General features: G+C 47.9%; 34 protein-coding genes and 1 riboswitch. Of the genes, 17 read left to right on the top strand and 17 right to left on the bottom strand.

From position 1 onward, the window contains the following. Positions 1 to 19 precede the first annotated feature (19 nt). Both AF_RS07680 and AF_RS07685 read left to right on the top strand, forming a co-directional pair. A complete protein-coding gene (locus tag AF_RS07680) occupies positions 20 to 2,317 on the top strand; it encodes a tRNA(Met) cytidine acetyltransferase TmcA (protein ID WP_010879019.1) in 2,298 nt (765 codons plus the stop codon). Next, positions 2,304 to 2,615: an ASCH domain-containing protein gene (locus AF_RS07685; RefSeq protein ID WP_010879020.1), complete on the top strand. Its 312-nt coding sequence runs from the start codon at positions 2,304 to 2,306 to the stop codon at positions 2,613 to 2,615. Before AF_RS07680 ends, AF_RS07685 begins: the two co-directional genes overlap by 14 nt. 4 nt (positions 2,616 to 2,619) lie before the next feature. On the opposite strand, the gene AF_RS07690 is transcribed toward AF_RS07685, so the two are convergent. The 5 genes from AF_RS07690 to AF_RS07710 form a co-directional block, all read right to left on the bottom strand. Further along, on the bottom strand, positions 2,620 to 2,871 hold the full coding sequence (locus tag AF_RS07690) for a hypothetical protein (RefSeq protein ID WP_010879021.1): 252 nt from the start codon (positions 2,869 to 2,871) through the stop codon (positions 2,620 to 2,622). Further along, positions 2,868 to 3,725 carry a sulfite exporter TauE/SafE family protein gene (locus AF_RS07695; protein WP_010879022.1) on the bottom strand — a complete coding sequence of 286 codons (858 nt, stop codon included), beginning with the start codon at positions 3,723 to 3,725 and terminating at the stop codon, positions 2,868 to 2,870. Before AF_RS07695 ends, AF_RS07690 begins: the two co-directional genes overlap by 4 nt. A gap of 1 nt (position 3,726) precedes the next feature. Continuing rightward, positions 3,727 to 4,164 (bottom strand): universal stress protein, encoded by a 438-nt coding sequence (locus tag AF_RS07700; RefSeq protein WP_010879023.1) that lies wholly within the window; start codon positions 4,162 to 4,164, stop codon positions 3,727 to 3,729. Between the two features lie 8 nt (positions 4,165 to 4,172). After that, a complete protein-coding gene (locus AF_RS07705) occupies positions 4,173 to 5,489 on the bottom strand; it encodes a DUF22 domain-containing protein (RefSeq protein WP_010879024.1) in 1,317 nt (438 codons plus the stop codon). A gap of 132 nt (positions 5,490 to 5,621) precedes the next feature. Next, a complete protein-coding gene (locus AF_RS07710; RefSeq protein WP_010879025.1) occupies positions 5,622 to 6,032 on the bottom strand; it encodes a hypothetical protein in 411 nt (136 codons plus the stop codon). A 197-nt stretch (positions 6,033 to 6,229) separates the two neighbouring features. Here AF_RS07710 and AF_RS07715 point away from each other — a divergent pair, with 197 nt between their 5' ends. From AF_RS07715 to AF_RS07730, 4 genes are read left to right on the top strand one after another with little or no spacing between them, the layout of a single operon-like run. After that, positions 6,230 to 6,523 carry a 50S ribosomal protein L21e gene (locus tag AF_RS07715; protein ID WP_010879026.1) on the top strand — a complete coding sequence of 98 codons (294 nt, stop codon included), beginning with the start codon at positions 6,230 to 6,232 and terminating at the stop codon, positions 6,521 to 6,523. Position 6,524: 1 nt separating this feature from the next. Continuing rightward, positions 6,525 to 6,875 (top strand): RNA polymerase Rpb4, encoded by a 351-nt coding sequence (locus AF_RS07720; RefSeq protein ID WP_048064405.1) that lies wholly within the window; start codon positions 6,525 to 6,527, stop codon positions 6,873 to 6,875. Between the two features lie 48 nt (positions 6,876 to 6,923). Then, on the top strand, positions 6,924 to 7,511 hold the full coding sequence (locus AF_RS07725) for a DUF655 domain-containing protein (RefSeq protein WP_010879028.1): 588 nt from the start codon (positions 6,924 to 6,926) through the stop codon (positions 7,509 to 7,511). 34 nt (positions 7,512 to 7,545) lie between these two features. After that, entirely contained in the window at positions 7,546 to 7,863 is a 318-nt protein-coding gene (locus AF_RS07730) for a PRC-barrel domain-containing protein (RefSeq protein ID WP_010879029.1), read from the top strand. Here the strand turns inward: AF_RS07730 and AF_RS07735 are convergent. Continuing rightward, on the bottom strand, positions 7,820 to 8,656 hold the full coding sequence (locus AF_RS07735; RefSeq protein WP_010879030.1) for a DMT family transporter: 837 nt from the start codon (positions 8,654 to 8,656) through the stop codon (positions 7,820 to 7,822). The two genes, AF_RS07730 and AF_RS07735, sit on opposite strands and share 44 nt — an antisense overlap. Before the next feature lie 225 nt (positions 8,657 to 8,881). Between AF_RS07735 and AF_RS07740 the strand changes: the two genes are divergently transcribed. Then, on the top strand, positions 8,882 to 9,232 hold the full coding sequence (locus tag AF_RS07740; RefSeq protein ID WP_010879031.1) for an SCP2 sterol-binding domain-containing protein: 351 nt from the start codon (positions 8,882 to 8,884) through the stop codon (positions 9,230 to 9,232). Positions 9,233 to 9,248: 16 nt separating this feature from the next. Here the strand turns inward: AF_RS07740 and AF_RS07745 are convergent, their stop codons facing one another. The 8 genes from AF_RS07745 to AF_RS07780 all read right to left on the bottom strand — a co-directional run bounded on the left by AF_RS07745 (position 9,249) and on the right by AF_RS07780 (position 15,945). Further along, positions 9,249 to 9,569: a ferredoxin-thioredoxin reductase catalytic domain-containing protein gene (locus AF_RS07745; protein ID WP_048064406.1), complete on the bottom strand. Its 321-nt coding sequence runs from the start codon at positions 9,567 to 9,569 to the stop codon at positions 9,249 to 9,251. Between the two features lie 9 nt (positions 9,570 to 9,578). Continuing rightward, positions 9,579 to 9,827 carry a glutaredoxin family protein gene (locus AF_RS07750; protein ID WP_010879033.1) on the bottom strand — a complete coding sequence of 83 codons (249 nt, stop codon included), beginning with the start codon at positions 9,825 to 9,827 and terminating at the stop codon, positions 9,579 to 9,581. 120 nt (positions 9,828 to 9,947) lie between these two features. Beyond that, positions 9,948 to 10,703: an alpha/beta fold hydrolase gene (locus AF_RS07755; protein WP_010879034.1), complete on the bottom strand. Its 756-nt coding sequence runs from the start codon at positions 10,701 to 10,703 to the stop codon at positions 9,948 to 9,950. A 33-nt stretch (positions 10,704 to 10,736) separates the two neighbouring features. Next, the gene (locus tag AF_RS07760; protein ID WP_010879035.1) at positions 10,737 to 12,197 is read right to left on the bottom strand and encodes a TIGR00366 family protein; all 1,461 of its coding nucleotides are present in this window, start codon (positions 12,195 to 12,197) and stop codon (positions 10,737 to 10,739) included. Between the two features lie 156 nt (positions 12,198 to 12,353). Then, positions 12,354 to 13,220 carry a succinate--CoA ligase subunit alpha gene (sucD, locus tag AF_RS07765; RefSeq protein ID WP_048064708.1) on the bottom strand — a complete coding sequence of 289 codons (867 nt, stop codon included), beginning with the start codon at positions 13,218 to 13,220 and terminating at the stop codon, positions 12,354 to 12,356. Positions 13,221 to 13,225: 5 nt separating this feature from the next. Then, the gene (gene sucC, locus AF_RS07770; RefSeq protein WP_048064709.1) at positions 13,226 to 14,374 is read right to left on the bottom strand and encodes an ADP-forming succinate--CoA ligase subunit beta; all 1,149 of its coding nucleotides are present in this window, start codon (positions 14,372 to 14,374) and stop codon (positions 13,226 to 13,228) included. A 146-nt stretch (positions 14,375 to 14,520) separates the two neighbouring features. Further along, complete coding sequence (locus AF_RS07775; RefSeq protein ID WP_010879038.1) at positions 14,521 to 15,639, bottom strand: MFS transporter; 1,119 nt, start codon at positions 15,637 to 15,639, stop codon at positions 14,521 to 14,523. Next, positions 15,640 to 15,945, bottom strand: coding sequence for a PadR family transcriptional regulator (locus AF_RS07780; protein WP_010879039.1), 306 nt, complete (start codon positions 15,943 to 15,945; stop codon positions 15,640 to 15,642). Between the two features lie 61 nt (positions 15,946 to 16,006). Further along, positions 16,007 to 16,068, top strand: a riboswitch (Fluoride riboswitch). A 12-nt stretch (positions 16,069 to 16,080) separates the two neighbouring features. On the opposite strand from AF_RS07780, the gene AF_RS07785 reads away from it, so the two are divergent. From AF_RS07785 to AF_RS07805, 6 genes are all read left to right on the top strand, one after another. Further along, entirely contained in the window at positions 16,081 to 16,896 is an 816-nt protein-coding gene (locus AF_RS07785) for a prenyltransferase/squalene oxidase repeat-containing protein (protein ID WP_010879040.1), read from the top strand. Positions 16,897 to 16,958: 62 nt separating this feature from the next. After that, on the top strand, positions 16,959 to 17,288 hold the full coding sequence (locus AF_RS07790) for a winged helix-turn-helix domain-containing protein (RefSeq protein ID WP_048064407.1): 330 nt from the start codon (positions 16,959 to 16,961) through the stop codon (positions 17,286 to 17,288). Positions 17,289 to 17,381: 93 nt separating this feature from the next. Further along, complete coding sequence (locus AF_RS07795; protein ID WP_010879042.1) at positions 17,382 to 18,089, top strand: DUF432 domain-containing protein; 708 nt, start codon at positions 17,382 to 17,384, stop codon at positions 18,087 to 18,089. Then, the gene (locus AF_RS07800; protein WP_048064408.1) at positions 18,086 to 18,928 is read left to right on the top strand and encodes a mechanosensitive ion channel family protein; all 843 of its coding nucleotides are present in this window, start codon (positions 18,086 to 18,088) and stop codon (positions 18,926 to 18,928) included. The genes AF_RS07795 and AF_RS07800 overlap by 4 nt, the downstream gene beginning before the upstream one ends. Further along, positions 18,894 to 19,037, top strand: a complete 144-nt coding sequence (locus tag AF_RS12715; RefSeq protein WP_010879044.1) for an ATP cone domain-containing protein — start codon at positions 18,894 to 18,896, stop codon at positions 19,035 to 19,037. Before AF_RS07800 ends, AF_RS12715 begins: the two co-directional genes overlap by 35 nt. 89 nt (positions 19,038 to 19,126) lie before the next feature. Then, complete coding sequence (locus AF_RS07805; protein WP_257640116.1) at positions 19,127 to 19,690, top strand: restriction endonuclease; 564 nt, start codon at positions 19,127 to 19,129, stop codon at positions 19,688 to 19,690. Here AF_RS07805 and AF_RS07810 read toward each other — a convergent pair. After that, positions 19,687 to 19,974 (bottom strand): DUF211 domain-containing protein, encoded by a 288-nt coding sequence (locus AF_RS07810; protein WP_010879046.1) that lies wholly within the window; start codon positions 19,972 to 19,974, stop codon positions 19,687 to 19,689. The genes AF_RS07805 and AF_RS07810 overlap by 4 nt on opposite strands. 37 nt (positions 19,975 to 20,011) lie before the next feature. Here AF_RS07810 and AF_RS07815 point away from each other — a divergent pair, with 37 nt between their 5' ends. Next, positions 20,012 to 20,653, top strand: coding sequence for a histidinol phosphate phosphatase domain-containing protein (locus tag AF_RS07815; protein ID WP_010879047.1), 642 nt, complete (start codon positions 20,012 to 20,014; stop codon positions 20,651 to 20,653). On the opposite strand, the gene AF_RS07820 is transcribed toward AF_RS07815, so the two are convergent. After that, complete coding sequence (locus AF_RS07820; protein WP_010879048.1) at positions 20,643 to 21,521, bottom strand: polyprenyl synthetase family protein; 879 nt, start codon at positions 21,519 to 21,521, stop codon at positions 20,643 to 20,645. The genes AF_RS07815 and AF_RS07820 overlap by 11 nt on opposite strands. Positions 21,522 to 21,586: 65 nt before the next feature. Further along, a complete protein-coding gene (locus AF_RS07825) occupies positions 21,587 to 22,381 on the bottom strand; it encodes a carboxylate/amino acid/amine transporter (RefSeq protein ID WP_048064409.1) in 795 nt (264 codons plus the stop codon). A 46-nt stretch (positions 22,382 to 22,427) separates the two neighbouring features. On the opposite strand from AF_RS07825, the gene AF_RS07830 reads away from it, so the two are divergent. The 3 genes from AF_RS07830 (at position 22,428) to larE (ending at position 25,356) form a co-directional block, all read left to right on the top strand. Next, positions 22,428 to 23,078 carry an RNA 2'-phosphotransferase gene (locus tag AF_RS07830; protein WP_010879050.1) on the top strand — a complete coding sequence of 217 codons (651 nt, stop codon included), beginning with the start codon at positions 22,428 to 22,430 and terminating at the stop codon, positions 23,076 to 23,078. Between the two features lie 21 nt (positions 23,079 to 23,099). Next, positions 23,100 to 24,002 carry a thioredoxin-disulfide reductase gene (gene trxB, locus AF_RS07835; RefSeq protein ID WP_010879051.1) on the top strand — a complete coding sequence of 301 codons (903 nt, stop codon included), beginning with the start codon at positions 23,100 to 23,102 and terminating at the stop codon, positions 24,000 to 24,002. A 550-nt stretch (positions 24,003 to 24,552) separates the two neighbouring features. Continuing rightward, positions 24,553 to 25,356 (top strand): ATP-dependent sacrificial sulfur transferase LarE, encoded by an 804-nt coding sequence (larE, locus tag AF_RS07840; RefSeq protein WP_048064410.1) that lies wholly within the window; start codon positions 24,553 to 24,555, stop codon positions 25,354 to 25,356.

Genomic DNA, 25,356 nt, shown 5'->3' on the forward strand with positions numbered 1-25,356 from the left:
TCCTTACCTAATATGCCCAATGACCGTTCGCAGTCTTCTTGAAGAGGTTTCAAAGGCGGCGGAAATCGCTGCCAGCAATCGACACAGGTTTATGGTCATTCTATGCTCAAAGGAGCTCAACGACAGGGTTGTTAAAATAGCCAAGAGGATTTACAAAAAGCACAGAAAAAGGATGAACGAGGACAACCTCCTCATTGCGGGGAGGAGCGATTTTCTTGATATCACCCGAAAGTACTTTGAGGGGGAGTTTCTGCACTACAAGGACTCGCCGAAGGTGCTTGGCCAGACCTACTCCTCCCTTTTGATAGACTTCACCGAAGGTTTTCATCCCAACGATTTGGGAATAATCGTTGAGACGATCAAGGAGGGTGGAATAATCATAGCCTTCTCCCCGCCCATCGAGCAGTGGGAGAATCTGAAGAGCAGGTGGCACGAGGAGCTTGTTTCCGAGCCCTACACAGTTGAGGACGTAACAGGGAGGTTTTTTGCGAGGTTCATGAGGAGGACGCTTCAGGCGGAGGGCATAATTATCTTCGATGCGGACAGAAGAAAAATCATCAAGCACTACGAGTTTGAGCCGAAGGAAATTTCGAGAGAGGAAATCGTAATTCCCGAAGACATTGAAATCAAGAGGAAGCTATACAAGCTCTGCGCAACTCAGGACCAGGTCAGAGTTCTGCAGGTCTTCGAGCGATTTTTTGACAGAAAGAGGGAGAGGAAAGCTGTTGTGATTACGGCCGACAGAGGGAGGGGAAAGACGGCCATTTTGGGCATCGCCACACCCTACATAATTTCAAGGATGGAGAGGCTGCTCAAGAGGCCTGTGAGGATTATGGTTGTGGCTCCAACCCCTCAGGCGGTACAGACCTACTTCAGATTTCTCCTCAAGGCGATGGTAAGGCAGGGGATGACGAAGTACTTCGCAAAGGAGACAAACGGCCTGATAACGGTTGTCAACAGCAAGTACGCAAGGGTTGAGTACGTTGTGCCGAGAAGGGCGATGCTGGAGAAAGACACTGCGGATGTAATCATAGTCGATGAGGCTGCAGGGATTGACGTGCCTGTGTTGCTTAAAATCACTGAAGGGGTCAGGTACATGATTTTCTCCACGACAATTCACGGTTACGAGGGCACGGGAAGGGGATTTGCCATCAGGTTTTTGAAAAGGCTTGAGAGTGACGAGACGGTTGAAATCGAAAGAATCCACATGGAGGAGCCAATCAGGTACGGTAAGGGAGATCCGATAGAGAAGTGGCTTTACGATGTGCTACTACTTGACGCTCAGCCGGCAGAGCTCGATGATGAGGATGTCGAAGCTATAAAGCAGGGGAAGCTTGAGTTCAGGGAGGTGGACAAGGATGCGCTGGTGAACGATGAGAAGCTCCTGAGAGAGTTTTTCGGAATCTACGTGCTCGCTCACTACCGAAACCGTCCTTCAGATTTGGCAATACTCCTCGACATGCCGAACCACCTTCCATTCATTGTTACGGTGAACGGCAAACCCGTTTGCTCCCTTCACATCGCAGTTGAAGGGAACCTCGACGATGAAACAATCGAGAAAATAAAAGAAGGCTACAAGCCGAAAGGACAGATAATCCCCGACCTGATGCTGAAGCACTACTGGGACTTCGAGTTTCCGAAACTTGTAGGCGCGAGGGTGGTGAGGATAGCAACCCACCCGTCTGTTATGGATATGGGGATCGGGAGCTTTGCCCTGGCGAAGATAGTTGAGTGGGCCTACGGCAGAGACATGGACTGGGTTGGTTCGGGATTCGGAGTTTCACCGGAGCTTCTCCGCTTCTGGGCTAAGAACCACTTTACACCCGTGCACATAACACCTCAGAGGAACGAGGTTAGCGGAGAGCACACCTTAATCGTTCTAAGGGCTTTGAAGTACGATGTAGAGGATGTTGTTGAGAAGCTCAATTCGGAGTTCACGAGAAGGCTGATTGAATACCTGGCGGACGAGCTTTCAGATTTGGAGACCGAGACGGCGGTTCTTCTGCTCAGGTCTCTTAGAAGGAGCTTTGAAATTCCTTCCCCCAGATTCGGAAAGGTGGAAAGGAGGAGAATGAGCAAGTACTTCCAGGGCATGAGCCTTTACGAGTACGTTTCGGACATAATAAGGCCGCTCGTAAGATATTACTACTCCAGAACTGACAGAGACGAGCTTGAGGAGGTTGAGGAAGAGGTTTTGATTGGAAAGTGTCTGCAGCTAAAGCACTGGTCCGAGCTGCCGGGGGAGGGGTATAAGAAGTACAGAACACTCCTGAATGCCGTGAAAAAAGTCTGGAGATGGTACTATGGAGAGGATTAACTTTGATTCGGAGTTTGTTGAAAGAATAATCAACGGAGAGAAGATTACCACCGTAAGGAGGGGGATAAAGAGCTATCCGGTCGGAAGAATTGTCGAACTCACAGCAAACGGGGAGAGGTTCGCTCTGGCGAAGGTGAAAAAGGTGGTAGTGAAGAGGGTGAGGGAACTAACTGATGAGGATGCCATAAGGGACGGTTTCAAAAGCCGAGAAGAGCTGATTTCTGCGTTAAAAAGAATATATGGGGACATAAGGGATGATGAGTTCGTAACCGTCGTTCATTTCGAGGTCGTGAAATAAACACTCATCTGAAAGCAAGGTAAAGGGCAACGGCCATCTCGATGAGCACAGCTACTGTCAAAATTGCCGTTTTTCTGGAAGAGAACGGGAGAATTAGAATCAAACCGATGGCGGGAATGAGTGTAAGGAGGAAGACCAGCAAAGGCGAAAGAGATGTTCCAAAAAGCTTATCCAAGGCATACGAGACAATCAAAGCTGCAAACACCGCGAAAAAGCTGTATTCGACAAATCTGGCAAACAGTCTGTCTTCCCTCAACCAAACACCCCCGTCAGCCCCTTATAGATGTTGGTTGATGCCGCTATGAGGAGGATGATTAGCACAACCTGCCTTATAACCGCGGGTCTAACTTTGAGAGCCAGTGATGCGCCAAGTTTCGAGCCTAACGCCATTCCAACCGTTGCGGGAACTGCAATATCCGGCAAAACAGCCCCCTTTGCAATGTAAACCCATCCTGCGATTGAGGTGTTGAGGAGAATTATCAGCATGCTTGTGGCAACTGCCACCCTTATTGGCAGCAGCATGACGAGATTCAAAACCGGAACGTTTGCCCACCCCGCCCCGAGACCGAACATTCCCGCGATTAAACCGACGAAGGCGAACATAAGCAAGGCAACAGGGGTATTGGAGGCGTGGTAGCTTATTTCCTCCCCTAAACTCGGCTCAAAGCAAGCACCCCTCATTTCAAAAAACCTGCCAATTCTGTCCTCCTCCTTACTTTCGGGAAACTCCAGCCTCTCGGTTGTAAGCATTATCATCAGTATTACACCGAGAAGAATTCCGAGGAGCAGTGTAATGTAGTGTTTCCCCTCAGGGAACTCCCTTGAGATGTAAAGTCCCAGATAACCACCAGCAAAGGCCGTTAGATTGGAAACTAAAACGAGTGGAAGAACCATTCTGAGGTTGGTGAAACCCCTCATCATTACTGCTGGAGAGGAGACGAGGGCGCTGGTCAGGGCAACTATTACACCCCCTCCCCTTATGTAGTCAACATCGAACTCCGAGAAGGCTGTGAGCAGAGGTACGAACATCACCCCTCCACCCACACCTGAAAGGGGGGCGAGGATTCCTATTAAGAGGGAAAACAGGAAGATAAAGACTGCCGAGTACATGCTATCCCCTGCAAATCAGCAAGCTTGCCTTTGACTTTTTAAGCAGAACCTCGCACGGGTCTTTGCCGAAAAACCCCCCGATTACCCTCTTCAGCAATCCACCCTTAAACCCCACAACGATCAAATCGGGCTTTATCTGCTTCTCCACAAGCAGCAATCTGTCCGCGTACTTTCCGAAAACAACGCTGACGTCAGAAACTTTCAGTCCGGCTTTTTCAAGTTGGTTCTTGAACCCCTCCAGCTTCTTCATCGATTGTGTCATCAAGCGGTGATACGCTGCAAGCTCCTTCTCCTCGGGAACAAAAGGCGGGACCTCCATTTCCCTGATATAGAGAATGTAAACCTCCCCCCTCAATCCGTCCTCTGCCAGCTTTTTCAGCTTCTGGAAAGCAATCTCTCCCCTACCGGTGTCGTCGAGAACGAGAAGGATTCGCTCCATGTTCCCCCCTACTGCAATCCCTCTACGTATTTCATAAGCTCTTCTTCCGATAACTTAACAAAGCGGTTGTACATCTCCCTTATCTTCTCAACTGGGCTTAGCTCAACCTGATAGAGGTTGATTACTCCAAGGAGGTCATCTTTTTCTATCTTTCCATCAAAAAGCGGTAAAAAGATTGCCTCATCGACCTTCCCCCCCTCTTCAACTCTCCAGGGCAAATCAGATACAAGGTCGATGAGCACTCCATCAGAGTGGCGCATGATCTCCATTGGATAGACGATCGTGTTTGCTGGAATTTTTATTTTCTTTATTTTAACTCTAACTGGCTTGTTTTTAGTAAGCTCCTTGTCCTCTGCTGCGACGACAACTTCCCACCTCGCTACAGGGCTCCTATGGTAGCCAAAAGGAGGGAGATGCACCTTCTTTCTAATGATTTTTTCTTCCTTCCTGTAAACCAGGGTAAAATCCTGAGGCTCTTTGGTTGCAATCAGCGGCTCGAGTTTCTTTAAACCAACGTAGTAAACATTGATAACACCCAGTAAATCCCCCCTCTTTATTTCCCCATCATCAACAGCAAGAAATACAGCCTGCTCAATATTCTTTGGCTCCTCAACTCTTCTCGGTTTTCCAAGCTGCACAACGTCAACTACAACTCCGTAGGGATTTCTGGATATGGAAAGCGGAACGACCACAGTGTTTGGGGGTAACTCAACGTTTCTGATTTTCACTCTCAAAACATCCCCAGCCCTCACCCCAACATCTTCGTCCGCAACCAGGGGCTCCCAAACTCCCACATGTGTTCTTGTGTACCCAAAAACTTTCGTAGAAATTTTCTCCCTGTAAATGTTTCCGTCGTCCCTCCACGTAATGTTTGCCTCAACAATCTCTTCCCTCAGCTCAACCTTGGTCGGTTTGAGGTTAAAGAGCCTCGAAATTAGGCCCGTTTTTATGAAAAACACCTTCAGAACACCGACTATATCACCCTCCCTTACCACACCATCATCAACAGGGAGAAAAACCACTCTCTGGATGCACTTTTCGTCCTCAACCCTCGTCGGTATTCCGCATTCGACGACATCCAGCACGGTGCCAAGAGCGTGTCTCATAATGTGCAGGGGGCCGACCATAGTCCCCCCGGGAATTGTGAAGGGTCTTACCTCAATAATCTCGGGCTCCCCTTTTTTCACCTCGACGTCATCCATCGCGATCAGCGTCTTCCACTGAGTCAAAGGAATGATTCTGTAGCCAAAAGGCTTAAGCTCAACCTTGAGGCTACCCCTCTCACCCCCAACCTCGTCTGTCCAGTACTTCATCTTTACGGCCATACAACCACCTTTTCAACAATAGATTATGTTAATTTTTTGTTATATATAAATATTTCCTCAACGGAGCGGTACTAACGGGCAAGTGCGTTCACATAATTTCGCAAAGTTTTTATCTCACTTTTTAACACTTTATCAAAGAAAAACTACGAGCCTCGAAATGAGGTCGAGTGAAACGAAAAGCAGTCCTATCTCTACGCCGAAAACAGACACGGCTACTGGGGCAAGGAAAAGTAGGGCTGCCCTGAAACCTCTTGGAAGCATAGAAAGTGCCGCTGAGCAAGCCGTTTCCCTAAAGCTCAGTTTTCCTGCCCTGTACATCGCAGATAGTGACGAAATCCCAACTATCGGGTGAATTAAGAATGACGCTATGGCAAATCCGCTTTTCAGCTTTGAGAACCTTATGAGGTTGTTTATGAACTCACCAACCCTGCTGAACTGGGGGAGGGAAAAGGGGGCGTTTGATAGTATTAGGCTGACAAGCATTATCGGAACTACCTTTGACATTAGCGTTAGTGTTTGCAGCAGGGCGTAGTTCACGTCCACCCTCCCCAATCGCCTTGGGGTTTATTAAGCTTTGAACTCCTGCCGAACTCACAGTTCTTTGACGATGGAAAATTACCCCTAACCGCGTCTATACTAAAGGTATTAAGCTTCTACCAAACTCAACTGTAACCAACCCTTTAATCCATTTGCAAAAAGCCTTAAATATACTTCCGGTGTCAGTGAGAAGGGGATCGACAATGGGATGGAAGTCACACGGTTTCAGGTTCAAATCGGGAAGAAAGCTCAGAAAGAAGGTCAGGGAAAAGGGAGTGAGAATCAGGAAGTTCCTTCAGACCTTTGACGTTGGCCAGAGAGTTCACATAGACATCGAGCCCGCATCTCAGAAAGGGATGCCGCATCCAAGATTTCAGGGGAGAACTGGTGTCGTGATAGGACAGAGGGGCAGAGCCTACCTCGTGCAGGTTAGGGACGGGGGAAAAATGAAGACCCTGATTGTAAGGCCCGAGCACCTCAAACCACAGAGTGGTTGAAATGTTTAAAGAGGTTAGGGATTTTGAATACATCACAATTTCTGAAGCGAAAGAAATAATGGAAGAAATAGCCAAAAAAAGGCAGGAGGAGGCCGAGCTTTTGTTTGAAACCAGGAGGGCTTTAAAGCACCTCCGCCTTTTCGCCAAACTTCCGGCAGATAAGGCAAAGGAGCTTGTTGATGAGCTTGTCAAACTGCCCCAGGTGGGCAGCAAGGAGATAGCCGTAAAGCTTGCGGATATAATGCCGCGAATACCTGACGAAGTGAGGATTATTTACGCTAAGGAAAGAGTTACTCTGACACCCGAGCAAATTCAGGAAATTCTGGACGTCATCGACAAGTATCGTATTTAAGAAAAACATAAATAGTTACAGCACTATTTTGAAAAAGGAGCTGATGCTATGGAGAAGCCAAAAGTAGAAAGGTCTGAAGGTAAGGAAAAACTTGAGGATTACGCTTATGTACTTGATTTCATGCCATACGGTCATCCTGACGATAAAAGGCCAATACACAGGAGGGAGCCGCTCGCACAAGTCGTTGGGGAGAGAAACTTTACACTTCTCGAGGTTAGCATAAGAAAGGGTAAGCAGCCCCTGGTAATGGACAGAGTTTACATCGGCAAGGGGGAGAGAGATGTAGTGTACAAGATCAAGAGAAGGCTGAGATACGAGGATTTAACTCCTGCCGCAAAGACTGAGCTGCCTTACGTTATCGAGCACATAATAAAGCAGGATGAGAAGAAGTACGTGGATTTCTTCAACAAGGCCGATTCCATAACAACGAGAATGCACCAGCTCGAGCTTCTTCCCGGCGTTGGAAAGAAGATGATGTGGGCAATAATCGAGGAGAGGAAAAAGAGGCCCTTTGAGAGTTTTGAAGACATAGCCCAGAGAGTCAAGGGCATTCAGAGGCCCGAAAAGCTAATCGTCAGCAGAATTATATACGAAATCAAGAATCCTCAAACCAAGTACAAGCTCTTTACTGCTTGAAAAAATTAATATATTTTTTCGTTCTGCTATTCTCATGGGGATGATCGGCGAAATAACAACATTCTTTGGGATGAGGGTATTCACAGATGAGGGAAGGTACGTTGGCAGAGTTGAAGATGTTATTCTCGACCAGAACACAAAATCGATCAGGGGGCTGGCAATATCGGACTACAACAAGGCCCTTATAGACTCCCATGCAAAGGGGGTTATCATCCCGTACAGGGTCGTTAAGGCAGTGGGGGACATCATAATAATCAAAGACCTCTTTAAGAGAAAGTCGAGAGTGCTTGACTACGAGTCCAGGGAGCTCATTGAAGAGGAGGGAGAAGAAGGAGAAGAATGGCAAGAATAATCACGAAAATTCCGGCAACCAGCCTGAAACTTATCCTTTCTTTCAGAAATATCGCCCCAAAAATTGCCGCAAAAACCGGTGAAGTGGAGGAGGGCTGAACAACGTTCCAAGAGCTCGACACTTTTATTGCCGTAATGAAAAGCATAATCCCCAAAAGGAGAAAAATCCCCCTAACACTCCTGAAAAATAACCGAATCTCTGTTGAAAGCTCATCCTTTTTTGCCGTAAAGCTAAGAAGAATCAAGCATAGGAGCAGCCTAACGAACGCAACAATCGAGACGGGCAGTCTGTCCGTGAGAAAGTCGAGAGTCAGAATGGCCAGAGCCCACGAAAAAGCTGCGAGGAGGGCGTAAAACAACCCTGATGTTTCCCCTTTCTCCCCTGATCCGTAAATGATGTACACAGCCACAAACACTAAGATTGCGGAAATCAAAGCATTTAAGCTCAGTTCAGCACCGTAAATAACAGTTGATAGCAAAACAACGTAAACGGGATAAGTCGAGGAGGCCGGAAGGGCTATGCTCACCGGCGACCTTTTCAGAGATGCGAAGTAGCTCAAATCACCTATATAGAACGAGAGCATCGCTGAAATAACGAGAACGAGAGCGGTTTGAAGGTCTATAACTACTCCCGGAAAGTCGCGCAATGCGAGAGGAAGGAAGTAAACTGTGGCGAAGAGCGTTCGGTGGAAGTTTGCCGTGAAGGCGCTGACGTCCTTCACACCCTTCCTGTAAGCTATCCCGTTAAAGGCCCAGCAAATGGCAGCCGTTAGAGACATCAGAATTTCAAGCACAAGGTTTAGGCTCCACTGTTGCTTATAGCCTTTACCAGTTATCTAAAATTTAAAATTAATAATCGTTGCTTTTTCAACGAGAACTTAAATTTTTTTATTTCTACGTTCAAAACGCTAAAAAACGCATAAAATTCCTGCAAAAAGGTTGAAGAGCTTTTAGGGCAAAAATCAAAAGATTTATATATGAAAGACCCTCATGATGAGTTGCAAAAAGAGGTGATGTAAATGAGTGAGGCAAAGGAATTGATTAAGAAGATGTGCGACCTCCAGAACAGCAACGAGGAGATTCAAAAGGAAATGGCCGGTTGGAGCGGTGTCGTTCAGTACAAGCTCGATGGCGAGGAGTTCTATGTTGAGTATAAGTCAGACGGAACCTGCGAATTTAAGGAGGGTGTTCACAGCTCCCCGACCTTTACGGTTGTCGCTCCTCCAGACTTCTGGCTCGCCGTGCTCAAGGGACAGGAAGACCCGGTTAGCGGCTTCATGATGGGCAAGTACAGAATCGAAGGAAACATAATGGAAGCCCAGAGGCTTGCCGGAGTAATCAAGAAGTTCCAGGGCAAATTCGAGCTCTAATTTTTCTTTTTTGTTTTTACACTTCAAGATAGTACTTCGCGTGCCTGTCGGGAACGCTGTCTGCGGGCTCCTTTTCCCTGCTTAGGTAAAGGCCGCAGTAGCAACGTCCGTACTCCCTTATGTCGTCTTCTGCGTAAACGCAGGGGCATATTATGAGACGGTCAACCTCCTTCTTGCCTGTTACAAGCCTGCAGGGGCAGGTTGCGATGCCGTACTGCTCTTTATTCTGAATTAAAGCCTTGGCGAAATCGAGCAAAAGCTCCCTATCCGGGTTTACCCTCCAACCACGCTTCTCAGCCACTCTTTCAAAAACCTTCAGATAATCTTCTGGCGTCAAACTCCCACCTCAGCCCCTGATTAGCTCTTTGAGCTTCTCTTCATTATATCCGAGAACGTGCTTATCCCCTTTTACCACAACTGGCACAGAATAGCTCCCGGAAATGCTGTGAACCTTCTCAATCACCTTCTTCCTCTCCTCACCCTCAAGCTTATCAATCCAGATTACTTCGAAGTCAACACCCTCTCTTTTCAGAAATTCGAGCGTCCTCTTGCAGTGCGGACATGTCGATAGCCCGTACATCAAAACCTCAGCCATGGTTATAGGAGGGCAGTCTATTTTTAATAACTTTGGTGAATTTGATTTTAATTCAAAGACGCTGTTTAGGCTCTTCGCTATTTTGCTGTGGTTAAGTTGTGGGGAAAAGCTTAGTCTAAATTAAACCCCAACTTTTTTGAGAAACTTTTCAAGCGCCTCGTTGAATTCCACGTGCTTTTCAAGCATTACCATGTGGCTGGCGCCAGGTATTACGACTAGTTCTGAATTTGGAATGTGCTTGTGAAAAAATTCGTGATACTTCAGCGGCGTTAGCTTGTCCTCCTCGCCGACAATTACGAGAGTTGGGACACCTATTTTCAACTTCCCGTTCCTGTAGTCTTCAAGCAAATCAAATCTATCACACAAACTGAGATCGAGGTGTAGCACATCAACTCTATCCAAGAACTCTCGTCTTTTCTTCTCGTATTCCTCTCCTTTGCTGGCAAACGCCATACTTAACATTAAGTCAACCGCCTTTTCAGGTTCCTTTTTTAGGCCTTCCAAGATCTCAGGAAGAACCCTCAGCCTCGCTCCAGTCCCTACCAGAACGAGAGCCAAGCAGATTTCAGGATTTCTAAGATATAATTTTTGAGCTACAGCCCCACCTAAGCTATGACCCACTACGACGGCTTTCCCAACGGTTTTCTTCAAGCTCTCACTGGCATAATAAGCGTATTCGTCAACCGAATTAACCTCCACGGTGTCGCTCTGGCCGTGATTGGGGAGGTCTATTGCGTAACCCCCGATTGCCGTCAACTGATTTACCCACTGAGTGGCGTCGCTCCCGGAGCTGTGTATGTAAAAAACTTTCCTCTCCCTCCCTTTGAGGAGAGAGACCTTTACTCCATCCACGTCGATGAATACTCTCTCCAGCATAGCTTTTCCCTCCTCAATATAAAAAAAATTAGATCAATATGGAACGAGAACTAAACCGAGCGAGAGCGGAATGGTTGCCAATATCATCACGGAGATCGTGTATCCAAAAACATCTCTGGCCCTTGTTCCCGTAAGTCCGAGGAGAGGAATCGCCCAGAATGGCTGGAAGAGGTTTGTCCAAGCGTCCCCTACACCATAAGCAATTACGGTTTTTCCAATAGGCACACCCAGGGCAGCTGACGTTCTTGCTAAAATCTCTCCAACTGCTGCCCATTCTCCACCTCCAGAAGGTATGAATATGTTTATCAGCCCTGCAATGTATAAACATATTGCCGGCCACGTAAACGGCGTTGCAACGCTCGCTATACTGTTGGCTATAACAGTTGCAAGATTTGGTCCCCCTGCAACAACTGCACTGTACCTCATCATTCCCATAATACCCGCATAGAACGGAAACTGAACCAGTATTCCTGCTACTGCTCCTGCCGCTCTGGTGATAGCCCTCATGTAAGCTATGGGATTCATGTAGAGAAGAAGGCCAACCATTATAAACGTAAAATTCAGCGAATTTAGGTTTAGTCCACCGAAAAAGCCTTTCTCGTAGAACCAGTAGCCCATCGTGATAATCCCCAATATGCTTATTAGTAGGGCGAGAACTTTACTGTTCTCAAGCTTGTCAGCAATCGTTACGCGCTCTTTACTTTTTTCTTTCAGCTCCTCTTCCTTTTCTTTCTTCACCAGCTCAATTATGTGTGGTGCAACTTTGTCTATTCCTTTCAATTCACCCCTGTTAGGCGCAAGCGCGTAATAAGCCAGTACCCCGAAAGAAATGATTATTGCCAGATTTATAAGAGTATATGGATGAAAGATGGTCTCGTTCAGCGGAACTGTCTCCCTGCCGAACAACTCCACGAAAACATCCTTTAGAAAGTGATTTGGCGTGTTAATCAATAATGGTGCAGAAGCCGATAAACCCCAATGCCAAGTAAGTCCTAAACCGGCATAACCGGCTGCTACTACAGCCGGATAGTGCAATGGCTTTCCTGTTCTGTAGAATTCAATTCCAATTGTTCTGGCCAAAATGGCCCCAACTATAAGTCCAAGTCCCCAGTTTATCCAAGCTGCAATCATTGCAATAAGTGCCGTAAGAGCTGCAGCCGATTTAGTATCTGAAGGGAGTGTCGCTATCTTTTTCAAAATCCTGTAAACGATTGGATGATAGGCTATTGCATAACCGGTAACAAGAATCAAACACATTTGCATGGCGAAGGACAGGAGACCCCAGAAGCCTTTGTACCAAACATCCACGAGGAGCCACTTAACCATCGTTCCCGCATCCATCACTGTGTACGGCTTCATCACCACTATTACCAACAGATAAGTCACCAAAGTCAGAAGCAGAGCAAAGATTAATGGGTCCGGCATCCATTTCTCCACGCTTGCGCACAGTCTTGCTCCCATTCTCTCCAGGGCGCTGTACCGCCCATCCTCCATAATTCCACCCCCATTTTTGCCGTATTAATTTTTAGAATTATAATTTAAAAAAGTTTCTAAAGTGCAAATCTGCAATCAAACAAAACAAACCAAAATTTCAGCTACCCCATAATCTCAACAATCAAATAAATAAAAGAGAACAAAGCTTAAAACAGCTCACTCCAGCACTCTTCTGACCTCCTTCACCACATCCAGCAAAGTTTCCGCAACCCTCGCCCCTGCATCGCGTAGTGCAGCCATTTTCGCCTCTGCAGTCCCCGTACTCCCCTCGATTATTGCGCCGGCATGCCCCATTCTCTTCCCCGGTGGTGCCGTCCTTCCGGCAATGAATGCCACGACAGGCTTTGACATTTGCTTTATGAACTCCGCAGCCTTTTCCTCGGCTGTTCCACCTATTTCACCAACCAGCAGAACAGCTTTGGTCTCTTCGTCCTCCTCAAACATTTTGAGAACGTCAACAAAGGTCAATCCAGGCATCGGGTCGCCCCCAATCCCCACAACTGTGGACTGGCCAATCCCTGCCTTTGTAAGATTCTCGCAGATTTGATAGGTAAGAGTTCCGCTTCTCGAAACTACACCGAGATTGCCCTGTGTAAAGCTTCTGTCGGGCAGAAGACCTACCTTGGACCTCCCCGGACTTATAACACCGGGGCAGTTAGGGCCAAGGAGCATGGATTTCACTTCCCTGAGCTTCCTGTGAATGAGCATCTCGTCGTAGAGAGGTATGCCCTCAGTAACGCACACAACAAGCCTCAGCCCTGCGTCGAAGGCCTCAAAAATGGCGTCGGTTGCAAAGCGTGCGGGAACGTAAATTATCGATGTGTCTGCATTTGTTTCTGCTACTGCCTCCTCCACAGTATTGTAAACGGGTATTCCGTGCACTTCACTACCGCCCTTTCCGGGTGTCACCCCTCCTACAACTTTGGTTCCGTAATCGAGCATTCTCTTTGCCTGGAAACTTCCCTGAAATCCGGTTATTCCCTGCACAATAACACGGGTGTTTTCATCAACAAGAATCGCCACATCCATCACCCCGCAAGCTCAACAGCCTTTCTGGCTCCCTCTTCAATAGACTCCACGAAGTGGATTTCCGCCCCCTTCTCCGAACTGTACCTCTCAAGCATTTCCCTCCCGATTTCCTCATTTGTGCCCGCAAGCTTTACGACAAGCGGAACCTTTCTCGGAGCTTCGTCCAGTGCCAGAATGATTCCTTCAGCAACCTTTTCACACCTCGTTATCTCTGCGTAGATGTTTATGAAAACAACCCTCACATTCGGGTCCTTGAGAACGTGAAGGAGGCAATTTTTCATTTTAACCGGGTCAGCCAGGCCTCCTCCGGTATCAAGGAAGTTCGCCGGCTTTCCTCCCATCAGGTTGATTATGTCCATTGTGGCCATTGCAAGGCCCGCACCGTTTGCAATTACCCCCACATTCCCGCCAAGGTGGACGTAGTTGATTCCTTTCAGCCTCGCCTCCCTCTCAAGCGGGTCCTCCTCCGTTGCCTCCCTCAGTTCTGCAAGCTCCGGATGGCGGTAGAGGGCGTTGTCATCGGTGTTCAATCGGGCGTCGGCAGCCAAAAATCCCTCATCCGTCACCGCAAGGGGGTTTATCTCCGTCAGCTCAGCTTCGTAGGCAAATGCGATATCGACAAGTTTTTTGATTATGTCAAACATCTGCTTGAACTCCTCTCCTTCAAAGCCGGCTCTGAACAGAGCCTTGCGAACCTCGTAATCCTTCAGCCCCCAAAGGGGGTCGAAGTAAATCCTGTGTATTGCATCGGGGTGCTTCGCAGCTATTTCCTCCACATCCATACCTCCCATCCGACTGAAAATCACTGTGGGGAGCCTGCTCGACTTGTCAACGACGTAGCCCACGTAGTACTCCTTTCTCATATTGAGCTGCTCCTCCACAAGCACTTTCTCAACCCTGTGCCCTTTGATGGTCATGCCGAGAATCTTCTTTGCCACTTCCTTTGCCTCTTCCGGGCTGTTTGCCTTCTTAACACCCCCCGCCTTGCCCCTTCCACCAACCAAAATCTGGGCCTTAACCACAACCCTGCCTCCAAGTTTTTCCGCAATTTTCTCCGCCTCTTCAGGTGATGTAGCAACCTCGCCCCGCGGAACCCTAATTCCGTGCTTTGCAAATATCTGCTTTGCCTGATGCTCGTGAAGGCGCATCATACCACCCCATTTTCAACGAAACCAAAAGGACTTCCGCCATTCTGCCTGCACATCCAACCACCTTTTAAGTTCGATTTAACATTCTCAATTTTTCAATATAAAAAATTTTCGGAATTTCTTTTCCAAAAAATTTAAATAGTAACTTATGTTCTCCCCAACATTAAGAGTGTTGCAAAAGCGGCAACCTCTACCACCAGAACGAATCCAACAAGCAAAGCTGCAGAGATATCGTAAAGATAGCCCAGCACTGCCCCTCCAGCAAGCATTGCCACTCCAAAGACGGTGTTGAAGACGCCGTAGGCTGTGCTCCTCTTTTTGACACCCGTTAAATCAGCCACAGCAGCCCTCGTTATCGCTTCATGCATTCCCATAACAGCTCCCCATGCAGCAACTCCCACCAGAACCCCAATAATCGAGGGATGGAGGGCGAGAAGAATCAGAGGTGTAAGCAAAGGAACCAGCATCAGCGTTTTCAGGCCAATTCTGTCGTAGCATCTGCCTGAGATTAGGGCAGAGATGGCATCAATCCCCATGGCAAGGGCGTAGAGGAGAGGGATGAGTTTTAAATCAACATATCCTGCCAGATGGTAGGAAAGGAGAGGAAAGCTGAGAAATCCCGCTACACTCAGGAAAACGAATAGGGAGTAGAGCCAGAAGCTCCCCTCAACTCTGCTCTCCTGCTCTTCAATCTCAAATCTCTGTGGTGTGGGGTAAAGCTTCCATGTTGCGAAAAGGAACAGTATCACGAGCAATGCTGGTAAAAAAAGGGCAATGAAAGCCTCCTTAAAGGTGTAGCCAGCCAGAGCTGAGAAAACTATCAGCGGCCCAATCACCGCTCCAACCTGATCCATCGCCTCATGGATGCCAAATCCTGTCCCCCTTCCAACCTGCTTTGTGGCGAAGGAAAGCATCGCATCCCTCGCAGGCGTTCTTATTGCCTTTCCCAGCCTCTCTGCAACTATCAGCAATGCAGCAATCCACCAGTAGTTTGCAAAGGCCAGCAAAGGAATGGCGAGAATGAGAGAGTATCCAAGAAATGTCAGAAGCCAGTAATTCCCCGTCCTGTCTGCGATGTAGCCTGAAAGCAATCTCAACCCGTAGCCTGCAAATTCCCCAAAGCCTGTAATGAGGCCTATAGCTGCAGCAGTCAAGCCAAAGGTGGCGAGATAGGGCCCAACTATGCTCCTCGCCCCCTCGTAGGTTATATCTCCGAAAAGGCTAACCAACCCCATCAGGAGAATGAACTTCATCGCCCTGTTCATTCACCTCTCCTCCATAATTTCTTCAAACAGCTCCTTAACCTTCTCTCTTGCATCATCAAGCAATTTCCACCCCTTTTCCGTTATTCTGTACATCTTTCTAACTCTACCATCAACCACAACCTTCCTCGACCTCAGCAACCCTTCCCTCTCCATCTCATGGAGAATTGGATAAAGTGTGCCGGGGCTGATGGAGTATCCGTGCCTGCCAAGCTCTTCAATCATCCAGCTGCCGTAAATTTCCTCCTTTGAGGCATGGTAAAGAATGTGCACCCTCGCAAAGCCAAGAATGAGCTTCCTCGTTATCATATCGATTTTCGATATCGGTTCTCGATTTATAAGGATTCCGTTTAAATACCGGGCTAATTGAATCGGTATGGGTGATGGCGTCCACCTTCAACCGCCGCTAAGGCTGATGACGCCTGTTCTCAGAGAGGTGAGAGTGTGGACGCAATCGACCTTAAGAGGCTCTCAGACTTCGTGAGGCATAGGCAGAACGAGGATGGTGGCTTTGCCTTCTGCAAACCCCTCCCATCAACCCTTGCGGAGACCTTCTACGCTGTCAGCATACTCACATCCATCGGGGAGGATGTTCCAAGAAGAGAGAAAGTAGTAGAATTTCTGAAATCAAGGATTCAGACAGAGATTAACTCCCTTTTTTACACGCTGCACTCGCTAAATCTACTTGGAGAGGACCTTCCAGACTACTCTAGCTTTCTCCTGAAAAGGCTTGAGGGCTTGAAAGCGGAGAGGAAGTACCTTCTATCCGATGGAGGAGTGACTGCAACCTACACCTTCCTGCAGCCGAATGCACTGAGGGATGCCTACATGATTTCAACCCTTCTCCACCTCTACAACAGGGATGTACCAGAGGAAACAAAGATGCTTGTCAGACGATACAGGCGGGAGACTGAGTTTGGTGTGGGATACGGCGTTAAAAAACCAAATCTGGAGGAAACTTTCTACGCCTCATACATTCTAAGAGATAAGGCAGTCATCAGCTTCGTAAAAAGCTTTGAATCCAACGGGGGGTTTGCCAAACAACCGGGAGGCTACCCACCCTACTTGGAGGACACTTACTACGCCACCTCAACACTCTCGCTCCTAAGTCAGCGATATTCAAATCCCAGAACTGCTGAATTCATTGCCTCACTGCAAAACGCCAATGGAGGGTTCCGGAGGAGCATTCATGGTGGAATCTCCACACTTGAAGACAGCTATTATGCTGTAGAGGTGCTGAGGAGGCTTGAGTTCAGGTGATGCGTTACACTACTTGGAATTTGCACGAAAAAATTAATATTTCTTCAGAAAATAGTATTATCATGGCCAGTGACCTGCAGAAGAGGAAGAAGGAGTGGCTTGAAAAGCTCAAGAGGGATGGAAAGCTTCGAGACCCCACAGAAGACCACAGAATCGGACTCAGAGCTTTGCAGCACAGAGTGCGAAGGGAGATAATCAAGTTCATCGGTTACGGGAAAAGGAGCTTTGAGGAAATCGCAGAGAAGTTCAACTTATCCGAGGCGCAGGCCAGAATGCACTTGGACCTGCTTGAAGAAGCCCTGTTCGTCGAGTCGAGGGTGGAGAACGGGAAAAAGTACTATTACCTTACTCCACGCGGAGAGGCTTACCTCGAAAACGTAGAGTGGAGGTAATCCCTCGTTATAGTTTCATCCTAAACCTTTACTCGGCTTAGCTCTATTCTAAAAGATACAAAAGCTTTTATCCCAAAGAAGCAGAAAAAAGATGTGTTTGGGTATCACGATGTTGAGGACTTTCAGGCGGAGATAGGCGAATACAAAATAAAAACGGAAAGAATTGGCCCTTTTTACAGCTATGTTAGGGAAAATGGTGAAAGGAAAGAAAAGAATCTATCGGTTGAGACTGGAAGAATAATCGTCAATCCCGTCGAGCCCGTTAACCTGCCGAAGGAAATTACCAACTTTCTCCAAATCAAGTTCAGCAAACCCTTTCTCGCAGAGCCTAAATCCGCTGTGGAGGTTTACGCCACCTTTCCGGTTGAAATTGCGGTCTTCATTGCAGCAAAGAAGAATGTAGGGCTTGTTGACGTCTTCTCGCTTCAGAAGCCGAAATACACCCTCTACGGAAATCCAAGGGCTGGAATCATTTGCAGGTACTGGGAGAGTGAGCTTTACTCCGAAATCCCGCAGGTTGACAAATACAGAGAGGGAGTTATAAAGCTCAGAATCGTCAACAGCGACGATGAGTGGGTTGAGGTCAGCAATGCAGTCTTCGACGTTTACGGGATGAAGATATACTACAACGAAGAGATGGTTTGCTCCTCAGCCTCCGTCAACATAGTCTCACCCAAGGTTGCTGAAACGAGGTTCATCGAGCAGCCCCTGAGGGAGAAAATGAAGAAGGCTCTTGAGCTTTACACTGCCAGAAGAATCGCTGTAACTTCTTTAAAATTCGTTATGGAGTGGGGATTATGATTGACGTGCTGAATTACAAGCTGTATGGAGACGTCACGGTTTACGACATTATCGTCGTTATTGTCGTCATGGCCCTTGCCACAATAATTGCAAAGCTCATAACAACCAACCTAAGGAGGGCTCTGATTGACAAAATGAAGAGGGACCAGCTTGAGCTGATGCTCAAGGTTATCTACTTCGGAATAATCATCGTTGCCTTCATCGCAGTTTTGCCGGCTCTGGGCCTTGACCTTTCAGGTTTACTGGTTGCCGGTGGAATTACCGGAATTGTTCTAGGTTTTGCCAGCCAGAGCGTCGTTGCAAACCTCGTTTCGGGAATCTTCCTGATCTCGGAGAAACCGATAAAAATTGGAGATCAGGTTAACATTGACGGTGTGGCGGGCTTCGTCGAGGATGTTAACATCCTATCAACCATTATAAGAACCTACGATGGTTTGTACGTCAGAATCCCAAACGAGAAGGTCTTCACGTCCAACATAACCAACTACGTCGCCCACATCGCAAGGAGGTTTGAGTACGTTGTGGGCATTAGGTACAGCGATGATGCTGAGAAAGCCATCGAGATAATAAAAAGAATTATTGAGGAGCACCCCTTCGCCCTGAAAAATCCCGAGCCCGTGGTTTTCGTTGACAATCTTGGGGATAGCAGTGTGAACATCGTCGTGAGAATCTGGGCTCCCTCGACGGAGTGGTACAACGTGAAGATGGAGCTTCTCTGGAAGATAAAGACTGAGCTTGAGAAGAACGGAATCGAGATACCTTTCCCGCAGCGTGTGGTGTGGTTTGCCAACGAGTTGAGAGCCAATGTTGAGGGTAAGGAAGAGAGACGGCAGGCTTGAGGAGTTCAGCAGGGCGAAGATAGTCAGAACGTGCTTGAGGGCGGGAGCGAGCAAAAAAATCGCTGAAAAGGTTGCAGAGGAGTTGAAAAGAGGATATACGATGGGATAACTACTGACGAAGTTCTTGAGCTCGTCATCGAGCTTCTTTTCAAGCACAAGTATTCCAAGGCACAGAGGTACGACCTAAAGCGCTCCCTCATCCGCCTCGGTCCATCTGGCTTCGGCTTTGAGAAGTTCGTGGCGAGGTTGCTGGAAGAGCATGGCTTTGAGACGAAAACAAACGTCATAGTTCAGGGCAACTGCGTTGAGCAGGAGATTGACGTTGTTGCTGAGAGAGATGGAGAGAGGTATATGATTGAGTGCAAGTTCCACAACATTCCCGTTTACACTGGCTTAAAGGAGGCCATGTACACCTACGCCCGATTTCTTGATGTCGAGAAGCATGGCTTCACCCAGCCATGGATTTTCACCAACACAAAGTTCTCGGAGGAGGCAAAGAAGTATGCAGGCTGCGTGGGGATAAAGCTGACTGGCTGGAGCTATCCTGAGAAGGAGGGAATTGAGGTTCTGCTGGAGTCCAAGGGGCTGTATCCCATTACAATTCTGAGAATCGACAAGGAGGTTTTAGATGAGCTTGTAAGGGCGGGACTGGTTTTCTGCAGGGATGTTGTCAGTGCGGGAGAGGAGAAGCTGAGGGAGATTGGGTTGAGCGCTAAAAAAGCAAGAGAAGTGATTGCAGAGGCTAAAAAGGTTATAGGTTAATCCTGCTCCGTCTTAACGGACTCAACTATAATCTTACCAGCAACAACCTCATCCACGCTGTGAATAACACCACCAAGGTCCTCAATCACACCCTTAATCTGCTCGTAGTCGAGGTTGTTGCCGAGAATAGTGATTTTTATGTTCTCCGTGGCCTGATCAATTTCTGAAAGGTGGATGTTCACACCATCGACATTCTCAAGCTCGCTTAGCTTTAAAGCAAAAACTATGGTTTTCGGCTCGTGGGGCTTTAACACGTCGAGCACGAGTCTTCTCAAGCCCTTCACAGTAAAAGCTTAATAGCTCCTTATTTAACATTTTTGCATGTTCGATTTGCACGTCCACTCCGTTTTCAGCGACGGAGAACTGATCCCCTCAGAAATTGCAAGGAGGATGTACGCTGCGGGCAACAAAGGCTTTGCCATTACCGACCACGCGGACTTCACCAACATTCAGGATATTCTGGCAAAGCTGACCAGAATAAAGGAGCACATGGAAAGCTACGAGGCCAAGTTTCTTGTTGGCGTTGAAATCACTCACGTTCCTCCCAGTCTCATCGGCAAAGCCGTGGAGCTTGCTTGGAAGGAAGGAGCGGAAATTGTTGTCGTTCATGGCGAAACCGTAGCCGAGCCGGTAAAGGAGGGCACCAATCTCGCTGCACTGAGTGAGGAAATAACAATCTTGGCCCATCCGGGCATAATGAGCGAAGAGGAGGCTGAGCTGGCCAGAGAAAACGGAATTTACGTTGAGATTTCAGCCAGAAGGGGGCACTGCCTCGGCAACGGGAGAGTTGCGAGGCTTGCAGAGAAGTACGGCTTTGAGCTTGTCATAAACACGGACATGCACTCCCCCTCGGACATAATCAATGACTCCACCGCTGAGAGGATTTTAAAGGGTGCCGGAGTAAAGGAGTGGAAGTCGGTGCTGGAAAATAACGAGAAGCTGTTCAGAAAGCTCAGAAAATAGCCTTCTTTTCGGCTTTATTTCTTATCATATCGTAGGTCATGAAATCGACGATTTTTCTAAGCTTCTCCTTCTCCGGACTTTCATCAAAATATTCCAGAGAGCTTAAGCTCCTCTCAACGAAGGTACTTATCTTCTCCATGACCTTGTTAACACCCTCCTCCTTCCCGTACTTTTCCTCGTAAATCTGCGGAAGCGTTCTCGATTCAAACACCGAGTGCTTGTCATCCAGAAGTCTGAGATACTCGAGCAGGTCATCCACGATTTGGTAAGCAATTCCGAGATTCAGGCCGTAGTCGAAGAGTTTATCCGCGGCAATGCGGTCTTCGCAAACGATTTTACAAGCGCTCTTTGCGGAGTAGGCAAACAAAGCAGCGGTCTTCTTTTCTATGCACTCAAAGTAGTCCTTTTCGGTAAAATTTTCCTTGATGCTGTAGATGTCAAGAACCTCGCCCTCAGACATCATCATTCCAACGTTCGAGAAGTCCCTGATAATCTCCTCCCCGTATTTTGAAGTCAGCTCCACCGACTTGGAAATCAGCCAGTCCCCGAGGACTATTGCCAGAGAGATGTCGTACTTTTTGTGCAAGGCTTCCCTCTTTCTTCGCTTTTCAGCCTTATCGATAACATCGTCATGAACCAAGCTTGCGGTGTGAATTAGCTCAACTGAGAGCGCAAGGTTCATTACATCAGCATAATCGCCGCCACACAGCTTGGCGGAGAGAAGGACTATAACAGGCCTGCTTCTTTTCCCGCCTGCGGTTATAGCGTAGGCAAGACCCTTCTTTATTTTTGGAGTAGCCTCTACCGATTCCACAAACTTCTTCAAGCTGTCCTCAAAAATCCTGTATTCTTCCCAGGTATCAATCACTCAGGTTCTTTCATGGTGTTGAACTTATAACATTTTCGAGATTTTTTATCACTCTCAAAATCCACTCACTCCCTCCAGGCAATCAGAACTCCAGCCAGAATCATCGCTCCTCCAATTAGCTGGGTTAAGGTAAGTGTTTCCCCAAAATAAAAGTATCCAACGAGGCCGGCGCAAAGGGGCTCAATGAGAGCGAGAATCGGGGCCCTCTGAACCTTAACGTACTTCATTCCGTAAGAAAACAGGACAAAGGGAACTGCCGTTGGCACAACACCAAGCCCAATCGCCCACAGCCAACTGCCTACCCTCCCAAACATCAAAAAATAAGGGAGTAGTGCAGCGGAGCCTAAACCCAAATTGTAGAAGGTGATTCTCCAGGGAGAGTGCTTTTTTCTCGCCTCCTTCGACAGAACAAAGACGATGGCATAGCTTAAACCTGAGACTATTCCGAAAATGATGCCGAAAGTTAGCTCTGCATACGGTGTGAGCATGAGGTAAAGCCCAATGAGTCCCAGAGGGAGGGCGAGTAGAGTTTTTACCTCCACCCTCTCGCCCATCAATACGGAGAGGGGGATTACATAAACGGGTGCCATGTAAAGGAGGAGGGCAGCCATCGCAACCTCTGTGCTCTGTATAGCCGCTATGTAGGATGCAACAGTTAGGAAGTTAAAAACAGCGAGTCCCAGTAACGTTCGGTCTGGTCTGCCGACATCTCTCAGGCAGAAAGGCAGAACTGCGAGAAATCCGAAGAAAAGCCTGAGAAAGGTTACGGAGAGCGTATCTCCCCCAACGTTCCTGACGAAGACCGAAACAGTTCCCATAAGAACTGCCGACAGAACTATCGCCGCCTCTCCATATCGCATACATCTAAACCAAACCACTTTTAAAAAACTTTGACCCAATCTATCTGTGGACCTCGGAATATGCAAAAGGTGTGGAGAGTTCGAGGGTAGCTGTGAATGCGGCAAGGGAGAGGTTCTTTTGAAGTCGGAGGATAGAAAGAAGGTAAGCAAGTTTTTGAGCGGTTTGCTGAGGCACTTCGGCAGAGATTTTGGAGTGAGGCTGGACGAGGATGGTTGGGCTGAGTTGAGGGATGTGTTAAAAATCCTGAGTGAGCGTTACGGTGTTGGGAGGAAGCACGTTGAGCTGATAGTTAAGTTCGACCCTAAGGGAAGGTTTGAGCTGAAAAATGGTAGGATAAGGGCGAAATACGGGCACAGCGTTGAAGTCAGAACGGACTGGAGCGAGGGTGGAGAGATTCCCGAAAAGCTCTACCACGCTACATCCCCGGAAAACCTCAACTCAATCCTCAAAACCGGGCTTCTTCCGATGAGGAGGAGGGAGGTGCACATGTGCTCCTCCCCGCAAGAGGCCATTGAGGTGGGGAAAAGGCACTCATCCAATCCTGTTCTCCTTGAAATTGATGCAAAGGGCTTGATGCAAGATGGGATAGAGGTGAGGAGAAAGGGCAAAGTTTACACCGTCGACTTTGTACCTCCGAAGTTCATCAGGGTTCTCAGTTTTGACCCACGCTCCCCAAACCCGGCAAAAGGTTATTAGCCATGGGGAAGTAGGGGTTGCATGTACGATGTCGCAATAATTGGAGGGGGCCCTGCTGGATTAACCGCTGCACTTTACTCAGCAAGATACGGCCTGAAGACTGTATTCTTTGAAACTGTCGATCCGGTATCACAGTTATCGCTCGCCGCAAAAATAGAGAACTACCCCGGCTTTGAGGGCAGCGGCATGGAGCTTCTTGAAAAAATGAAGGAGCAGGCGGTAAAGGCTGGGGCGGAGTGGAAGCTGGAGAAGGTTGAAAGGGTGGAGAGGAACGGAGAAACTTTCACGGTTATTGCGGAAGGAGGGGAGTACGAGGCTAAGGCGATTATAGTTGCAACTGGAGGAAAGCACAAGGAGGCCGGAATTGAGGGGGAGAGCGCCTTTATCGGCAGGGGCGTGAGCTACTGCGCCACCTGCGACGGAAACTTCTTCAGGGGCAAGAAGGTGATTGTCTACGGCAGCGGGAAGGAGGCCATTGAAGACGCAATTTACCTGCACGACATAGGCTGCGAGGTTACGATCGTCTCCAGAACGCCTTCATTCAGAGCGGAAAAGGCTCTCGTAGAAGAAGTGGAGAAAAGGGGGATTCCGGTCCACTACAGCACCACTATCAGGAAGATAATCGGCTCCGGGAAGGTTGAGAAAGTCGTTGCATACAACAGGGAGAAAAAGGAGGAGTTCGAAATCGAGGCTGATGGCATCTTTGTCGCGATAGGCATGCGACCCGCCACCGACGTCGTTGCTGAGCTTGGAGTGGAGAGGGACTCAATGGGTTACATTAAGGTCGACAAGGAGCAGAGAACCAACGTTGAGGGTGTTTTTGCTGCTGGTGATTGTTGCGACAACCCGCTTAAGCAGGTCGTTACAGCCTGCGGGGATGGGGCAGTTGCAGCCTACTCAGCATACAAGTACCTCACCTCCTAGTCCCCACCCCTTTATTTCATGTGGAGCTTGAGAATAATATTGGTTGTTTAAGATTTGCCGGAGGTTTCTTGGTATTTTGGCTCTTTTTTGAGTTGAAGTGAACAGAATTTTTTGTGCCTTGATGCGAGCTGATGCAGCGAGGTTCCGAGAGGTTGTATTCCCCTGCGCGCTTCTCCAAAACCACCCACACCAATTCCCACATGTTCTCGCCCGATTGGAGTTTTTTGCTCCACCAGACCAAAGAAATTGTTTACTCCTGCCAAGAGTATTAGTGAAGCGGAGTTTAGCGGCAAAAGAGCCTAGTAAGGTGAATTTTCTTAGCGTGAATTTACGAAAAGAGCTTCATGAAGAGGCGAAATCCTCAAAAAAAACTAATCTAAAATAGCCTAGCCATTTACCCGAATTCAAAGGGCTTAGCAGCTTTTAAAAACAAGCCCTGCTCTCGAACCTTCAGAGGGGCTGCCCAATTCAAACAATTAGCAAACCAAACGCCCAGCCCCTTATTTCCACTGCAGAATAGCTTTTATTCATGCAAAGCCTGATTGGCTTGATGAGACCCGAGACCGGAAAAAAGCTCGAAAATCTAAATCACTTTATCCAACAGTTCGAAAAAGTTCTAATCGCCTTTAGCGGTGGTGTTGACAGCTCGACACTCGCTGCAGTCTGCTCTAACGCTGGAGTGGAGGTTCTCGCTGTAACCGTTCTCTCCAGCGTTTCACCGAGAAGAGAGATGGAGGAGGCAAAACGAATAGCGGAAGAGCTAGGAGTCAGACACGAGTTTCTGAAAATTGACTTAATGGACGAAGACTTCAGAAGAAACGACGAGAACAGGTGCTACTACTGCAAAAGAAGGGTTCTGAGCGCTCTCGTTGAAGAGGCGAAGAAGAGGGGTATTGAAGTCGTTCTGGAGGGAACGAATGCAAGCGATTTGTCTGACCACAGACCCGGCTACAGGGCGGTGAGAGAGCTTGACGGAGTTAACAGTCCATGGGTGGAGTTCGGAATAACAAAAGAAGAAATCAGAGAAATTGCCCGAAGCATGGGCTACTCCTTCCACGACAAGCCCTCCATGGCCTGCCTTGCTTCAAGAATCCCCTTCGGAATTGAAATAGATGAGGAAAAGCTGAAAATGGTCGATGAGGCTGAAGAGGCAGTTATTGAGCTTGCCGGAGTTAAGCAGGTGAGGGTTAGAAACTACGATGGCGTTGCAGTTGTAGAAGTTGCTGGTGACGAGCTGAGGAAGTTGCTGAACTGCGCTGAAAAAGTCAGGGACAAGCTCAAGAAAATTGGATTCAGAGCTGTTCTGATCGACCTTGAGGGATACAGAAGTGGAAAAAGGCTTTTTAAGTTTTGA

The sequence above is a fragment of the Archaeoglobus fulgidus DSM 4304 genome (genome assembly GCF_000008665.1).
Lineage (GTDB): Archaea > Halobacteriota > Archaeoglobi > Archaeoglobales > Archaeoglobaceae > Archaeoglobus > Archaeoglobus fulgidus.

Excerpts from the sequence above, each read along its gene's own strand:
- AF_RS07680 (WP_010879019.1), top strand. The coding sequence starts at position 20 with ATGACCGTTCGCAGTCTTCTTGAAGAGGTTTCAAAGGCGGCGGAAATC.
- AF_RS07685 (WP_010879020.1), top strand. The coding sequence starts at position 2,304 with ATGGAGAGGATTAACTTTGATTCGGAGTTTGTTGAAAGAATAATCAAC.
- AF_RS07695 (WP_010879022.1), bottom strand. The coding sequence starts at position 3,725 with ATGTACTCGGCAGTCTTTATCTTCCTGTTTTCCCTCTTAATAGGAATC.
- AF_RS07700 (WP_010879023.1), bottom strand. The coding sequence starts at position 4,164 with ATGGAGCGAATCCTTCTCGTTCTCGACGACACCGGTAGGGGAGAGATT.
- AF_RS07705 (WP_010879024.1), bottom strand. The coding sequence starts at position 5,489 with ATGGCCGTAAAGATGAAGTACTGGACAGACGAGGTTGGGGGTGAGAGG.
- AF_RS07715 (WP_010879026.1), top strand. The coding sequence starts at position 6,230 with ATGGGATGGAAGTCACACGGTTTCAGGTTCAAATCGGGAAGAAAGCTC.
- AF_RS07720 (WP_048064405.1), top strand. The coding sequence starts at position 6,525 with ATGTTTAAAGAGGTTAGGGATTTTGAATACATCACAATTTCTGAAGCG.
- AF_RS07725 (WP_010879028.1), top strand. The coding sequence starts at position 6,924 with ATGGAGAAGCCAAAAGTAGAAAGGTCTGAAGGTAAGGAAAAACTTGAG.
- AF_RS07730 (WP_010879029.1), top strand. The coding sequence starts at position 7,546 with ATGGGGATGATCGGCGAAATAACAACATTCTTTGGGATGAGGGTATTC.
- AF_RS07740 (WP_010879031.1), top strand. The coding sequence starts at position 8,882 with ATGAGTGAGGCAAAGGAATTGATTAAGAAGATGTGCGACCTCCAGAAC.
- AF_RS07750 (WP_010879033.1), bottom strand. The coding sequence starts at position 9,827 with ATGGCTGAGGTTTTGATGTACGGGCTATCGACATGTCCGCACTGCAAG.
- AF_RS07755 (WP_010879034.1), bottom strand. The coding sequence starts at position 10,703 with ATGCTGGAGAGAGTATTCATCGACGTGGATGGAGTAAAGGTCTCTCTC.
- AF_RS07760 (WP_010879035.1), bottom strand. The coding sequence starts at position 12,197 with ATGGAGGATGGGCGGTACAGCGCCCTGGAGAGAATGGGAGCAAGACTG.
- sucC (WP_048064709.1), bottom strand. The coding sequence starts at position 14,374 with ATGCGCCTTCACGAGCATCAGGCAAAGCAGATATTTGCAAAGCACGGA.
- AF_RS07775 (WP_010879038.1), bottom strand. The coding sequence starts at position 15,639 with ATGAACAGGGCGATGAAGTTCATTCTCCTGATGGGGTTGGTTAGCCTT.
- AF_RS07780 (WP_010879039.1), bottom strand. The coding sequence starts at position 15,945 with ATGATAACGAGGAAGCTCATTCTTGGCTTTGCGAGGGTGCACATTCTT.
- AF_RS07790 (WP_048064407.1), top strand. The coding sequence starts at position 16,959 with ATGGCCAGTGACCTGCAGAAGAGGAAGAAGGAGTGGCTTGAAAAGCTC.
- AF_RS07800 (WP_048064408.1), top strand. The coding sequence starts at position 18,086 with ATGATTGACGTGCTGAATTACAAGCTGTATGGAGACGTCACGGTTTAC.
- AF_RS12715 (WP_010879044.1), top strand. The coding sequence starts at position 18,894 with ATGTTGAGGGTAAGGAAGAGAGACGGCAGGCTTGAGGAGTTCAGCAGG.
- AF_RS07815 (WP_010879047.1), top strand. The coding sequence starts at position 20,012 with ATGTTCGATTTGCACGTCCACTCCGTTTTCAGCGACGGAGAACTGATC.
- AF_RS07825 (WP_048064409.1), bottom strand. The coding sequence starts at position 22,381 with ATGCGATATGGAGAGGCGGCGATAGTTCTGTCGGCAGTTCTTATGGGA.
- trxB (WP_010879051.1), top strand. The coding sequence starts at position 23,100 with ATGTACGATGTCGCAATAATTGGAGGGGGCCCTGCTGGATTAACCGCT.
- larE (WP_048064410.1), top strand. The coding sequence starts at position 24,553 with ATGAGACCCGAGACCGGAAAAAAGCTCGAAAATCTAAATCACTTTATC.